The organism is Streptomyces sp. NPDC001851 (assembly GCF_040297165.1).
GTDB lineage: Bacteria > Actinomycetota > Actinomycetes > Streptomycetales > Streptomycetaceae > Streptomyces.
Map to the genome: position 1 here is coordinate 117218 of NZ_JBEOYR010000013.1, position 13168 is coordinate 130385.

Annotated in this window: 13 protein-coding genes and 2 pseudogenes; 7 read left to right on the plus strand and 8 right to left on the minus strand. The window is 71.4% G+C overall.

Going from position 1 to position 13168, the window contains the following annotated elements; genetic code table 11:
• Positions 1 to 167 precede the first annotated feature (167 nt).
• Positions 168 to 560 carry a hypothetical protein gene (locus ABT171_RS20650; protein WP_351245781.1) on the minus strand — a complete coding sequence of 131 codons (393 nt, stop codon included), beginning with the start codon at positions 558 to 560 and terminating at the stop codon, positions 168 to 170.
• Positions 561 to 685: 125 nt separating this feature from the next.
• Here ABT171_RS20650 and ABT171_RS20655 point away from each other — a divergent pair, with 125 nt between their 5' ends.
• Positions 686 to 1183, plus strand: a complete 498-nt coding sequence (locus ABT171_RS20655) for a hypothetical protein (protein ID WP_351245783.1) — start codon at positions 686 to 688, stop codon at positions 1181 to 1183.
• A 285-nt stretch (positions 1184 to 1468) separates the two neighbouring features.
• Here the strand turns inward: ABT171_RS20655 and ABT171_RS20660 are convergent, their stop codons facing one another.
• Positions 1469 to 2740: an alanine racemase gene (locus ABT171_RS20660; RefSeq protein ID WP_351245785.1), complete on the minus strand. Its 1272-nt coding sequence runs from the start codon at positions 2738 to 2740 to the stop codon at positions 1469 to 1471.
• 155 nt (positions 2741 to 2895) lie between these two features.
• Between ABT171_RS20660 and ABT171_RS20665 the strand changes: the two genes are divergently transcribed.
• Positions 2896 to 3270, plus strand: a complete 375-nt coding sequence (locus ABT171_RS20665; RefSeq protein WP_351246007.1) for a hypothetical protein — start codon at positions 2896 to 2898, stop codon at positions 3268 to 3270.
• A gap of 123 nt (positions 3271 to 3393) precedes the next feature.
• On the opposite strand, the pseudogene ABT171_RS20670 reads toward ABT171_RS20665, so the two are convergent.
• Positions 3394 to 3728, minus strand: a pseudogene (locus ABT171_RS20670) (hypothetical protein).
• Here ABT171_RS20670 and ABT171_RS20675 point away from each other — a divergent pair.
• Positions 3729 to 3848: pseudogene (locus tag ABT171_RS20675) on the plus strand (GntR family transcriptional regulator); the annotation flags it as partial.
• 4 nt (positions 3849 to 3852) lie between these two features.
• Here the strand turns inward: ABT171_RS20675 and ABT171_RS20680 are convergent.
• Entirely contained in the window at positions 3853 to 4335 is a 483-nt protein-coding gene (locus ABT171_RS20680) for an HAD domain-containing protein (protein WP_351245787.1), read from the minus strand.
• Positions 4336 to 4578: 243 nt separating this feature from the next.
• Here ABT171_RS20680 and ettA point away from each other — a divergent pair, with 243 nt between their 5' ends.
• Genes ettA through ABT171_RS20695 form a run of 3 tightly spaced genes read left to right on the plus strand, consistent with a single transcriptional unit; the run spans position 4579 to position 7337 of the window.
• Positions 4579 to 6243, plus strand: coding sequence for an energy-dependent translational throttle protein EttA (gene ettA, locus ABT171_RS20685; RefSeq protein ID WP_351245789.1), 1665 nt, complete (start codon positions 4579 to 4581; stop codon positions 6241 to 6243).
• Between the two features lie 6 nt (positions 6244 to 6249).
• Complete coding sequence (locus tag ABT171_RS20690) at positions 6250 to 6663, plus strand: acyl-CoA thioesterase (RefSeq protein WP_351245791.1); 414 nt, start codon at positions 6250 to 6252, stop codon at positions 6661 to 6663.
• Positions 6660 to 7337 carry a DUF8185 domain-containing protein gene (locus ABT171_RS20695; protein ID WP_351245793.1) on the plus strand — a complete coding sequence of 226 codons (678 nt, stop codon included), beginning with the start codon at positions 6660 to 6662 and terminating at the stop codon, positions 7335 to 7337. Before ABT171_RS20690 ends, ABT171_RS20695 begins: the two co-directional genes overlap by 4 nt.
• 27 nt (positions 7338 to 7364) lie before the next feature.
• On the opposite strand, the gene ABT171_RS20700 is transcribed toward ABT171_RS20695, so the two are convergent.
• Positions 7365 to 7769, minus strand: a complete 405-nt coding sequence (locus ABT171_RS20700) for a globin (protein WP_351245795.1) — start codon at positions 7767 to 7769, stop codon at positions 7365 to 7367.
• A gap of 79 nt (positions 7770 to 7848) precedes the next feature.
• On the opposite strand from ABT171_RS20700, the gene ABT171_RS20705 reads away from it, so the two are divergent.
• Positions 7849 to 8826 (plus strand): methyltransferase domain-containing protein, encoded by a 978-nt coding sequence (locus ABT171_RS20705; RefSeq protein WP_351245797.1) that lies wholly within the window; start codon positions 7849 to 7851, stop codon positions 8824 to 8826.
• A 23-nt stretch (positions 8827 to 8849) separates the two neighbouring features.
• Here ABT171_RS20705 and ABT171_RS20710 read toward each other — a convergent pair whose 3' ends face one another.
• The 3 genes from ABT171_RS20710 to ABT171_RS20720 form a co-directional block, all read right to left on the minus strand.
• Positions 8850 to 10331 (minus strand): FHA domain-containing protein, encoded by a 1482-nt coding sequence (locus tag ABT171_RS20710; RefSeq protein ID WP_351245799.1) that lies wholly within the window; start codon positions 10329 to 10331, stop codon positions 8850 to 8852.
• Positions 10332 to 10366: 35 nt separating this feature from the next.
• Entirely contained in the window at positions 10367 to 11707 is a 1341-nt protein-coding gene (locus ABT171_RS20715; RefSeq protein WP_351245801.1) for a vWA domain-containing protein, read from the minus strand.
• Between the two features lie 108 nt (positions 11708 to 11815).
• A complete protein-coding gene (locus ABT171_RS20720; protein WP_351245803.1) occupies positions 11816 to 13165 on the minus strand; it encodes a PP2C family protein-serine/threonine phosphatase in 1350 nt (449 codons plus the stop codon).
• Between the last annotated feature and the right edge of the window lie 3 nt (positions 13166 to 13168).

Below are 13168 nucleotides of genomic sequence, written 5' to 3' on the forward strand. Positions count from 1 at the left end.
CGCTGCCCCGACCTGTATCGCCCTGCCCTCGGCCGTCGGCCGCCCGACGGACGGAGAGGGGGGACGCCGTGGCCGGGGCGCCCGGCCCGCGGCTTCAGGCAACCCCGCCAAAGCAGCTCCAGCCCTAAGCCGTTCCGTCGACCTCGGTTGTCAGCGTCACCAGGCCGCTACCGGCCGCCCCCGCCGGGAGAGCGGTGGCTGGGGCCTGATCCGCCGACGGTTTCGTGGGAGCCGCCTCTCTGGGAGGCCGCGTGGTGGTTCAGCACCTTCATGATCTCCGAGGCCAGCACATCTGCCAGAGCGGGCGCGAGGGATTCTGCCAGTGCGGTCGCGAGGGCCTGCGCGAGCAGCACCCGTTCCAGCTCCGAAGAACGGGAAGGCGGCTGGGAGAGGAGTGCCACGGCCGCATCCATCAGAGCTCCCGCCAATGGGTCCTTTCCGTGCCTGCCACCGGTGCCGGTATGGGGGATCCCGGCATCGCGCACGATCTCCTCGAAGATCTCGTCGATGAAGGACCCCAGGGGATCCCGTTCCGATTTTTCTCCGGACTCAGCTGCCATTGTGTTTCCCCAGGTCTGCGGTTGCCGTACGGGACCTGCCCCCCGATGCCGGCGAGTGCCGGACCGGGGGGCAGAGCGTCGTTCTTTCCTGCTCACCGGCGCATGAGCGCCGCAAGGAGGAGAGGATGCTGAATCAGCTGTTCCCCGCGGTCCTCACGTCGGCGGCGCATCAGCGCGGCGAGGAGGAGCGGGTGCTGGATGATCGATTCCTCTCCGCCCTCTTCCCGTCGGCGGTGCATGAGCGCGGCGAGGAGGAGCGGGTGTTCGATGATCGACTCTTCTCCGCCTTCCCGTCGGCGGTGCATGAGCGCGGCGAGGAGGAGCGGGTGTTCGATGATCGATTCCTCTCCGCCTTCCCGTCGGCGGCGCGCGAGCGCGGCGAGGAGGAGCGGGTGTTCGATGATCGACTCTTCTCCGCCTTCCCGTCGGCGGCGCGCGAGCGCGGCGAGGAGGAGCGGGTGTTCGATGATCGGTTCCTCTCCGCGCTCCTCACGCCGGGACAGCAAGGCTGCCAGCAGAAGCGGACCGATGGCGGATTCCTCGCCGAACTCTTCCTGGCCTACTCCGGCCTTTTCACGAGTGGGAGTCTCCGTCGCTGCCGTCATGGTTTCCTCTTTCTCTGACGCATGACTCGGCGGAGCGCCCGGCCGACACGACACGCCTCGCGCTCCGCCCCTCAGCGCCATCGTCGAGGCGTCCTACGCCGACCGCATTTCGATCATGACCCACCTGGCCGCACACGAGACTCGCGCGGGCCGGAAGCACGGCCCACGGGGCGCGGCACCGATCGATGGCGGCCGCGCGGCCGACCGGGCGGGTTCCTCGTGAGCAGCTCTGGGCCCTGCGAGGATGCCCGAGGCCGTCCAACGGCGACCGACGACCCACCATCGGCCCGCCTGAAGTGATGCTCAGGTATTGGCCCCTCGTGCGGTGACCTGCCAGCGGTCGATCACCTTGCGGTCTCGGACGACCAGCAGCTCATCGGCGAGATTCACCGGCGTGCAGATGTGGTTGGGGACGACAGCGACCACCGACCCGAGGCGTGGCCCCCTCACGCCTTCCGGAAGGCGGACCACGGCGTGGTGCTCCCACAACCCGGTGATGGATCCCTGTGGGAACCGGGGCAGGTAGCCGTGGCCCGTCACCCACGACGACCGGTCGGAGCCGAGGGCCTTGCTGCCGACATCCAGTACGAAGCGGTCCGGGGCGGGAACGCTGATCACCGTCGCCGCGGCGACCAGCGCCAGGTCCTCCACCCCGCAGGTGCCGATGGCCAGCTGTGTGGCGTCATTGAAGACGTAGACACCGGGCCGCAACTCGTTCACCGCGCCGGGCCGCCACTGTCCCACCGTCGGAGTCGACCCGCCGCTGACCGTACGGACATCGAGCCCGAGATCCCGCAGCGCCTGTGCGGCCTGGCCCAGCGTGCGCTCCTCGTCCCGTGCGGCGCGCTCACGTGCCTGCGCGTCGTGACCGTAGCCGTGTCCCGGGAACGTGAACACGCCGACAACATCGAGTCCCGCGTCGGCGGCCGCCTTCCCCACCTCACCAGCCATGTGAGGCTGCACTCCTGTGCGGCGGCTCCCGCTGTCGACCTCGACAAGTACCTCGACGGGCCGGGCGCTGCCGCGCACGGCGTTCCCCAGCCGCTGCGCGCCTTCGACCGACTCGACGCCGACCCTCAGAGCAGCGTCGTCAGCCAACCGGCGCAGCCGCCGCGCCTTGTCGACATCGAGCCACACGGGGTACGCGATGAACAGGTCGTCCACGCCCACCCGGGCAAATGCCTCGGCTTCGCCGATCGTGGCCACCGACAGCCCGCGCGCGCCGGCCTGGAGCTGAAGGTCCCCGATCTGCGCGCACTTGTGGGCCTTGGCGTGCGGACGCAGGGCAAACCCTCGGACCCGCGAAGCCTCGGCCATCCGCTCGATGTTGCTTTCCAGTACATCCGGATCGACCACGAGCGCCGGCGTGGCCAGCCCGTCGGGCAGCAGTATCGCCATCTCTTGCCTCCCGCCATGGAGCACGTCGAGATGATCATGACAGGTCGGCAGACCAGGGCCACTGGGCCATCGCCCCAGATCCCACGTACCAATCGAGACGACCTCCAAGGCGAGCGATACGCCGAACGTGACAGCCCAGCGCCTGCCGTACCCAGCCTGGCTTAACCCCTCGTGCATGGGCGCTGGATGCATGGTGACGTTGGGACTGCATTGGTGGCAGCAAGTCACTGATTCACAGCAGCGTGAGAGAGGGAATCCTGCCCATGCCTCCGATCCCACTGAAACCTGGCATCTACAAGCTTCACGCCCACATCATTGGCCCGAGCTCCTTGGTGACTGCCACCGAGTACGCCGTGAAGTACGGCGCCCCCGTCATCACCGACCGCCTCAATCCCCTCCCGATCGAACAGGAGTGGGTCGTCGAGCCCGTCGAGCCGGAGCCGGGAGCGCCCTACATGATTCGCCTCGCCGCCCACGAGACCGCGGGGCTGGTGATCGCCGAGGACAAACTCTGGGTCAACAGCGTCCCCAGCAGCGAGCGGGCGAGGTTCACCTTCGAGCCGGTTCTCGGGGGCGTCAAGATCATCTCGGAGAAGGGCCTCGCCTGGTCCGCCAGCCACCGCGGCGCGCAGATCGAACTCGCCACACCCAGGCCTGAGTTCCAGCAGACGTGGACCCTGGAATTCGTGCGCCCGATCGACGAGTAGCACGGGAAGGCCTGGTGCGACCGGCGTTGGTGCCAGCCGGCCCTGGGCCGTCCAAGGCCGGCCGACGCCAACCGACGATGACAGAAGCCCACGGCTCTGAGCAGCTCAGAGCCGTGGGCTTCGTCAGTCCCGCTGGCCAGCGAGACCCGTGATCAGTAGACCGGCAAGTTGCGCGTCGCCCACCGCCAGAAGGCGACCGCGGCTGATTGCGACGCGGAGCACGTCTCGCAACGCTCCGGTCAGTTCCTTGGCCAACCGTCGCAGTTCCTCCGGACCCCGATCGTGGTCATCGACGGCGTCCGAGGCATGCCGCAGCAGCTCGACTGCCGTTCCCAGTTGTACCGCTTCGATGGTGTCCGCCAGGCCGGACATGGAGCCGCCCCTGTCGTCGGTGTTCAGGCAGCAGGGCTTCCTTCCGGCCCCGACCACGGGAGGAGCCGTGGTTCGTTCGGTGCCAGCCGCACGCCGGGGCAGGCGTCGTGAACCGTATGGCCCCGATCGGCGTCACCGTCAGCCATGCCGTGGAGCAGCCGGAGCCGAGGCAGGCGACCGCCGAGGAAGCGTCGATACTCGGCATGGCCCTCAGCAGCCGAGCCAATCGGCGAGCGTGGAGAAGTCGGCGTCTACGAGTCCTTTGCTCGGGTCGACGCGATGAAGCAGCGACGGCCCAGGATGTTGGGCGTCGACCCACAAGCGATCCATGGCGCCGATTTCGTCGTCGACCCAGGTGAAGGGGCGACCATCGGCCCACTCGACCAAGGGGCGGGTCTTCCAGTGCAGGCCGCGGGGTCCGTCGTCGGCACTGGCGTCCGGCCACTCCACCACGGGCAGCTTCGGCAGTCCCAGGCGTGGAGCTACGGCCTCGTTCGCATCCTCCATCCACGTCGTGGCCCACACGAGAGGGCAGTCCAGGGCGAGGAGGCGCGATCCGATGCCGGGGTCCAGCCGATCAAGCAGCGGGTTGCCCTGATCGACGGACGTCGAGGAGCCGTACGACGCCCCGAACGGGATGAGCGGACCGTCGACGTCGAGGAAGAGGATGGGGCGCTCTGCTGCGCTGGTCACAGCGGCACGATAGCCCGGCGCGGTGGCGGCGGGGACTCTGCTTCCTGGGCCGTCCCCGGGCCGTGCGAGGGTGCCCGACGCCGCCCAGCGGCGACCGACAGCGACAGACGAGCCCTCGCGGCCAGTCCCGGAACCCCCAGGTCACAGCCCCTGGGCGGAACGGGTTTCCGTCCAGGGCTGGCCGTCAGGCAAGATGGGGTGTATCTGCCCACTGCCAGATTTCAAGCTGCCGGACGGTTTCTCTTGGCTGAGTTCATTTACACCATGCGCAAGGCGCGCAAAGCGCACGGCGACAAGGTGATCCTCGACGACGTCACCCTGAACTTCCTGCCGGGGGCGAAGATCGGCGTCGTCGGTCCGAACGGTGCCGGTAAGTCGACCGTGCTGAAGATCATGGCGGGCCTGGAGCAGCCGTCGAACGGCGACGCGTTCCTGTCCCCGGGCTACAGCGTCGGCATCCTGCTGCAGGAGCCCCCGCTGAACGAGGAGAAGACCGTCCTGGAGAACGTCCAGGAGGGTGTCGCCGAGGTCAAGGGCAAGCTCGACCGGTTCAACGAGATCGCCGAGCTCATGGCGACCGACTACTCCGACGCGCTGCTCGACGAGATGGGCAAGCTGCAGGAGGAGCTCGACCACGCCAACGCGTGGGACCTCGACGCCCAGCTGGAGCAGGCCATGGACGCCCTGGGCTGCCCGCCCGGCGACTGGCCCGTCACCAACCTCTCCGGTGGTGAGAAGCGCCGCGTCGCGCTCTGCAAGCTCCTGCTGGAGCAGCCCGACCTGCTGCTCCTCGACGAGCCCACCAACCACCTCGACGCCGAGTCGGTGAACTGGCTGGAGCAGCACCTGGCCAAGTACCCGGGCACCGTCGTGGCGATCACCCACGACCGGTACTTCCTGGACAACGTCGCCGAGTGGATCCTCGAACTCGACCGCGGCCGTGCCTACCCGTACGAGGGCAACTACTCCACGTACCTGGAGACCAAGGCCACCCGTCTGAAGGTCGAGGGCCAGAAGGACGCCAAGCGGCAGAAGCGCCTCAAGGAGGAGCTGGAGTGGGTGCGCTCCAACGCCAAGGGGCGCCAGGCCAAGTCCAAGGCCCGTCTCGCGCGGTACGAGGAGATGGCCGCCGAGGCCGACAAGATGCGGAAGCTGGACTTCGAGGAGATCCAGATTCCGCCGGGCCCGCGGCTCGGCAACATCGTCGTCGAGGTCGACAAGCTCAGCAAGGCCTTCGGTGAGAAGGTCCTCGTCGACGGCCTCAGCTTCACCCTGCCGCGCAACGGCATCGTCGGTGTCATCGGCCCGAACGGCGCCGGCAAGACCACCCTGTTCAAGATGATCCAGGGCCTGGAGACGCCGGACTCGGGTGACATCAAGGTCGGCGAGACCGTCAAGATCTCCTACGTCGACCAGAGCCGCGAGAACCTCGACCCGAAGAAGACGCTGTGGGAGGTCGTCTCCGACGGGCTCGACTACATCAACGTCGGCCAGGTCGAGATGCCGAGCCGGGCGTACGTGTCCGCGTTCGGGTTCAAGGGCCCGGACCAGCAGAAGCCGACCGGCGTCCTCTCCGGTGGTGAGCGCAACCGCCTCAACCTGGCGCTGACCCTCAAGCAGGGCGGCAACCTGCTGCTCCTCGACGAGCCCACCAACGACCTCGACGTCGAGACCCTCAGCAGCCTGGAGAACGCGCTGCTGGACTTCCCCGGCTGCGCCGTGGTCGTCTCCCACGACCGGTGGTTCCTCGACCGAGTCGCCACGCACATCCTCGCCTACGAGGGTGAGTCGAAGTGGTTCTGGTTCGAGGGCAACTTCGAGTCGTACGAGAAGAACAAGATCGAGCGGCTCGGACCGGACGCCGCGCGTCCGCACCGCGCCACCTACAAGAAGCTGACCCGGGGCTGATCGAACTTGCGCCACATCTACCGCTGCCCGCTGCGCTGGTCGGACATGGACGCGTACGGACATGTCAACAACGCGATCTTCCTCCGCTACCTGGAGGAGGCTCGCATCGACTTCCTGTCCCACCGCGGCAAGGAGTCCAAGCAGGGGTCCGTGGTGGCGCGCCATGAGATCGACTACAAACGGCAGCTCGTCCACCGGCCCACGCCCGTGGACATCGAGCTGTGGGTCACGGAGATCAAGGCCGCGTCCTTCACCGTCTCCTACGAGGTGAAGGACGAGGAGGCCGTGTACGTGCGCGCCCGCACCGTCGTGGTGCCGTTCGACTTCGAGGGGCAGCGGCCGCGCCGGATCACCGCCGAGGAGCGGGAGTTCCTGCGGAAGTACCAGGACGACGCCGACGAGGAGGCCGTCGCCGCATGACGGTGCTGCACCTGGCCGACGAGACGGAGGCGGCCGACCTCGCCGCCTTCCTCTCCCGGCTGCTCCACTACGACCGTGGAGCCGCGGTGCGCCTGCAGGCGGCCGGCACGGCGCTCGCCGTCTTCGGCCGCCCGCCGTCCTTCGAGGTCCTGGCCGTACGCGCGGTACGGCTGGCGAAGCCGTACGAGAACGGGCTCGACGTCACCCTCGACGTGACCGTCTCCGCCGGTGAGTTCCTGGAGTCCGTGGACGAACGCGCGGCCACCGCCGCCGTACCGGCCGCGGTGACCGGTCCCCCGTGGGCCGGGGTGCTGCCGCCGCGCGGCGGCTGGCAGGCCGAGCCGGGGCTGCCCGCCCCGGACACGCTGCGGGCGACCGTCGCCGCGGCGGTCACCGAGTTCCGGTCCCGTACGCAGGAACTGGCACCGGACGGCCGTACCCGCGCGGAGCTGGACCGGATCGGGCGGGACATCTGGTCCCGGGAGATAGGGCGGACCGGGCTTCCGGTGCGGGCCGTGCACGCCGCCCAGTCCCTGGGTTTCCTGCGGCCGGGCGCCGATCCGGCCGACACCGGGCTGTTCTCCTCCGGACCGTGGCTGCGGCTGCGCACCCCCTACGGGTCCGTCGCGGTACGGCGGGCCGGGCTGGGGCCCCTCGGCGTCAGCGTGCGCTGAACCAGCCCGTTCACCGACGGCCGTTCGTCATTCCGGTGTGTTGACCATCGACGCGGCGGCGTACGTCAGGTAGTTCCACAGCGTCGTCTCGTGCTCCTCGGACAGACCGAGTTCGTCGACGGCCACCCGCATGTGCCGCAGCCAGGCGTCGTGCGCCGCCCGGTCCACGGTGAACGGGGCGTGCCGCATGCGCAGCCGGGGGTGGCCGCGGTTGTCGCTGTAGGTGGTGGGGCCGCCCCAGTACTGCATCAGGAACAGGGCGAGGCGCTCCTCGGCCGGGCCCAGGTCCTCCTCCGGGTACATCGGCCGCAGGAACGGGTCCTCGGCGACTCCCTCGTAGAAACGGTGGACCAGCCGGCGGAAGGTCTCCTCCCCGCCGACCTGCTCGTAGAAGGTCTGCTCCTGAAGCGTGCCGCGCCGAATCTCATTCACCCGTCCATGGTCTCAGACCCGGTGACCCAGGACTCAAGGCCTAGGACCCAGGGAGGCGGCGCGGCCCTACTGTGGAGCCATGGGCGCCTACGACACCGAGACCGACCGCCTGGCCGCCGTCGCACGGGCCGCGCTGGTGCGGGAGATCGACGCCGACGGGGCCTTCGCCGGGGACCCGGTGTGGCGGGAGACGTTCGCGGCGGTGCCCCGGCACCTGTTCGTGCCGTACTACTACGTCGCCGGTGCACACGGCTTCGAACGCCGCTGGGGCGAGAGCCCCGACCCCGAGGCCCGCGCCCGCTGGGTGCGCGGCGCCTACGCGGACGTACCGCTCGCCACCCGGCTGCGCGACGGCGAGCTGGTCTCCTCCAGCAGCCAGCCCTCCCTGATGGCCCTGATGCTGGTCGCGCTGGCGGTCGAGGACGGCGACCGGGTCCTGGAGGTGGGCGCCGGCACCGGCTACAACGCCGCCCTGCTCGCCCACCGGCTCGGCGACGACGACCTCGTCACCACCATCGACCTGGAACCGGAGATCACCGAGTCGGCCCGCAGGCACCTGGCCGCGGCCGGACACCACCCGGCCGTCGTCACCGGCGACGGCGCGCGCGGGGTGCCCGAACGCGCCCCGTTCGACCGGGTCATCGCCACCTGTGAACTGTCCACGGTCCCGCGCGCCTGGCTCGCCCAGTGCCGTCCCGGCGCCCGGATCCTGACCCCGCTGGCCACCGGTCTGCTCGCGCTCACGGCGCGGGACGCGGCACACGCCGAGGGCCGTTTCCTGTCCTCGGCCGCCTACTTCGTACCGCTGCGCGGCGGGGGCAGGCCGCAGCCGGAGGGCGTGTCGCTCGCCGGGCTGCCGGCCCGGGCCCGGGAGCAGGAGACGTTCCGCTTCCTGCTCGCCCTGACCCGGGGCACCCTCGATCCGCAGGAGGCCTACGCGCTGTGGGAGCGCGAGGGCACGCCGGAGCGCGAACGGTACGGCGTCACGGTCGCCGGCGAGCACACCTGGGCGTGGCTGGACGAGCCGGAGGGGCCGTACGCCTGGCCCCTGCCCTGACTCCCGCCGGCACCTGATCCCTGCTAGCCGCGCCGGATGGTGATCGTCGTCCAGGCGCCCACGTGCACCCGGTCGCCGTCCTGCAGCGGAACCGGCACGAACGGCTGGATCGGCTCCTCGGACATGTTGACCGTGGTGCCGTTGGTCGAGTTCTGGTCGACGACCGCCCAGCTGCCGTCCGGCTGCTGCACCAGCACCGCGTGCTGGTGCGAGACACCCGGGTCCTCCGGGGGCACCGCCAGGTCGATGTCGGGGGTGTCGCCGGTGGAGTGCCGGCGGCGGCCGATGGTGATCTGGTTGCCGCTGAGCGTGCGCTGCTGCTCGGGCGAGTACGCGGGCAGGTTGAGACCCGCGGCCTCGGGGCCGGACCGGTGCATCATCGCCATGAAGTACGCGCGGTCCGGGCCGATGGTCACCGTCCAGGTGGCCGGTCCCGCGGGCTGGTGCGGGAAGCCGGGGCCGCCGGGCGGGGCCTGTGCGGCGCCGGGCTGCGGGTAGCCGTATCCGCCGGCCTGCCCGCCGCCGGGACCCTGCGGCTGTCCCGGTCCCGCGGGGCCGGCGGACGACGGCGGGGAGATCACCCAGTCGTCCTCACGGCCACCGAAGGACGGGCCGCCGGAGGGCGGACCACCGGCCGGGGGCCGGCCGGTCTCCTGCGGGAACGCGGGCGGCGCGGGCGGACCGGACTGCTGGTACGCCTGCGGGGCACCGCCGGGACCGGTGGGCGGGGTGGGGCCGGGCGGCGGGGGCACCGGACGCGACGGGGCGCCGCCGAAGCCGGAGGGGCCGGGCGTGCCGGGGCCGCCCTGGGTCGGCGCGGGCGGCCGGGGGCCACCGGGGCCGGAGGGCTCACGGCCGTACGGGCCACCCGGAGCCGACGGGCCGGACGGACCGGACGGGCCGGACGGCTCACGACCGAAGGGCGGCGGACCGGCGGGCCCGCCGGCCGGGCCCTGCCCCTGCGCGGGACCCTGCCCCGGACCGCCGCCGAAGCCGGGGGGAGCACCAAAACCACCGGGCCCGCCGGGAGCACCGGGACCCTGACCCGGGCCGCCGCCGAACGGCGTCGGGCCCGACGGCTCGCTGCCGAAGGACGGGATCGGCTCGGCGGGCCGGTTCACCTGCGAGGGCCGCGAGCCCCGGTACTCGTATCCGTCACCGCCGCCGTACGTCGCGCTCGGCGGCTGGAACCGCGGCTGCGGCGAGTGCGGCGCTGCCGGGGTGTACGAGGTGGCCGTGTTGGTCAGGAAGTTCCACCGGCACTCCTCGCAGAAGGGCGCGCCGCCCTCGCGGGGCGTACGGCACTGCGGGCACAGCTCCGGCTCCGGGGCCGACGCGGCCGGCGGGCGTCCGCCGGCCGGACCGCCCTGCGGCGGCGGGAAGCCGTAGCCGCCCGCGGGCGGGGGCGGCGGAGGGGGCGGAGGTACGGCACCGGCCATGCGGTGACCGCAGACCTCGCACCAGTCGTCGGAACCCGACTGGTGTCCGTTCGGGCAGGTCGGCATGTCGGCGCTTCCCCTTCTCCGGATGTCCTACTGGGTCACTTCTTTACACGAACAGTCTTGGTGGACCGGGTCTCCAGAGTCATCTCATCCGCCTCCGTGACCTTCGTCTTCAACCGCACAGTACCTGTCGCGGCGTCGACCACGTCCACCACCTTCGCAAGCAGTTTCGCAGTATCGGCGTTCCCGGAGGCGCTGGCGAGCTGAACAGCGCGCCCCAGTTTGGCCGTTGCCCCATCGAAATCGCCCGCTTTGCGAAGGTCGAGCCCCTGCTGGATGGCTTGTGCCAGTTCGGCCTGCCCGGTGTAGTGGGCGACCTGGGGGTTGATCGAGGTCGAGGCCGTCATGTCGTCGGTCCACACGGCCCGTACCAGACCCTGCGCGCCCAGGTTCTGTACCGATCCGTCCGCTTGTGGCACGACCAGGGAGACCCGGGCGGCGAGCATCTCCTGGCCGAGGCCGGCCGGCGGCACCTGGACGCACAGGTGGTAGTCGCGGGACTCGTCGCCCCAGGACCCGGTCGGATAGTCCCCGGCACGCGGCCCGGCCTCGGCGCGGCGGGCGGTCAAGTCCTCGACGGTGGGGGCGACTTGCTTGACGAACCGGATGGCCGTGCCGACCGGCGTCCACACCCTGAGCGAGACGTCGGCGACCTCCTTGCCCATCGCGGTCTCCATCATCCGCGTGAAGTCGGCGGCGAGGCCGGCCGGGTCGGCGACGATGTCGGCCGTGCCGAGCAGCGCCGAGGCGATCCCTGTGACTTCTTTCACTTCCCAGTCGGTGCCCACGCCCCGCGCGTCACAGGTGAACCGTCCGGCACAGGACTCCAGCGCGGCCCTCAGATCCTGGGGCGACTCGTGTTCGTTGCGGCCGTCGGTGAGCAGGATGCCGTGCCGGATGGTGACGTCCGCCGAGTTCAGCAGCCGGTCCGCCAGGCGCAGCCAGGTGCCGATGGCCGTACCGCCGCCCGCGCTGAGCCGCCTCAGCGCCTGCTTGGCCTGCTCGCGGGTGGCGGGGTCGGCGACCGCGAGCCGTCCGCCGCCCGGATAGACCTCCTTGGCCACATGCGTGCCGCCGATCACCGAGAAGTGCGTGCCGTCGCGCAGGGCGTCGATCGCGGCGGCCGTGGCGTCCCGGGCGCCCCGCATCTTGGTCGGCGGGTAGTCCATGGAGCCGGAGCAGTCGACCATGACCGCCACCGCGGCGGACGGGCCGTGGCCCTGCGGGTACACCGGGGCCACGGTGCTGCCGACGGTGCCGCCGCCGGTCGCCGTCACGGTGACGATGGCGTTGACCTCGCGCCCGCCCTCGGGCAGGTACGCGTTCTGGTAGACGTCCATCGAGAACTGCGGCACATGCGACTTCGCGAAATTGGCCATGCGTACTCAAATCCCCCTAGACCGCCCTGATGGCACAGGGCGATGACTGTGAACGGACCGGTCCCCTCCGGTCCTTTGAGGCTTCCGCGCGTCCGCGCGTCTGCGGCCTCAGGCCGATCCTGCCCCCTGGGGCGGTGCCGGGAACGGTACGACGGCCACTGTTACGTTGTCGTGGCCCCCGCCGTCCAGGGCGTGACCGACCAGCACCCGGGCGCTGTGCAGCGGGCGCGCGGCCGCGTCGGGGGGGACGACCTCGGACATCTCCTCGGCCGTCTCGGCGTAGTTCCACAGGCCGTCGGTGCACACCACCACGACACCGGGCCGGTCCGGCTTGAAGGACGCGGTGTGCGGCTCCAGTTCGTAGGCATCCGCGCCGAGCCAGCCGGTGATCGCGTGGGCGCGCTCGTCGGCGTACGCCTCGGCCTCGCTCATCAGGCCGGCGGCGACCATCTGCGCGGCCCAGGAGTCGTCCTCGGTCAGCCGGGCCGCCGGTGCGCCGCGGTCGTCCGGCACCCAGTAGACGCGGCTGTCGCCGACCCAGCCGACGACCAGCAGCCCGGCGGTGACCACCGCGCCGACGATCGTGCAGGCCGGGGCGTTCTGGTGCGGGGCGTGCTCGCGGGCCGTGGCGGGTTCCTCGGCGAGCGCGTTGACGGCCTGCGCGGCGGCGACGATCGCCTCGTGCATCGCCGTCTGCGGATGCGTGCCGCGCGGCAGGGCGGCCAGCAGGCTGTCACCGGCCGCCTGGGACGCGGCCGTCGACGCGTCGTCGGGGCGGGTCGCGGAGGACACGCCGTCGCAGACGATCGCCAGGACGGCGGGGGTGCCGTCGGGCAGCGTGGTCCGGCCGACGGTGAACGCGTCCTCGTTGCGGTGGTGGCGCAGGCCCCGGTCGCTGACGGCGGCCACCGGGCCCGACTCGCGCTCCACGTGGTCGCGTTCACGGGGCTGGGCGTGCCCGCAGTTCTCGCAGTAGCCGTCGCTGTCCACCCGGCCCGCCCGGCAGGCCACGCACATCTGCGCGGGCTCCTCGGGCGCGGCTGTGTTCCCGGGGCTGTCGGCCACGCGCGGGTCGGGCGCCTGCAGCGGGTACTCCTCGGGCTCGGCGGGCCGGTCGAAGCACACCCCGGAACCGGTCTGCTGCCCCGCGCCCCCCTGAGGGCCGGACGCGTGCTCGGGCAGCGGTGTGCCGCCGGAGTCGGTGCCGGGCAGATCGGCCGGCAGATGCACCGCCGGCGGGGCGCCGGAGCTCTCCGGCTCGGGGGCGGGCCAGTCCACGCCGTCCCCGCGGGAGCCCGTCGCGGAGCCGGTCATGGTGAGCGTCGGATGGTCCTGCGGCGGCTCGGGTACGACGGAGAGGTCGTACCCGCACGCTCCGCAGAAGAGGTCACCCGACTCGACGGGCTCCGCGCAGCTCGGGCACTTCGGCAGTGCGGCCTGCTGGGGCATCTGCGACATCAA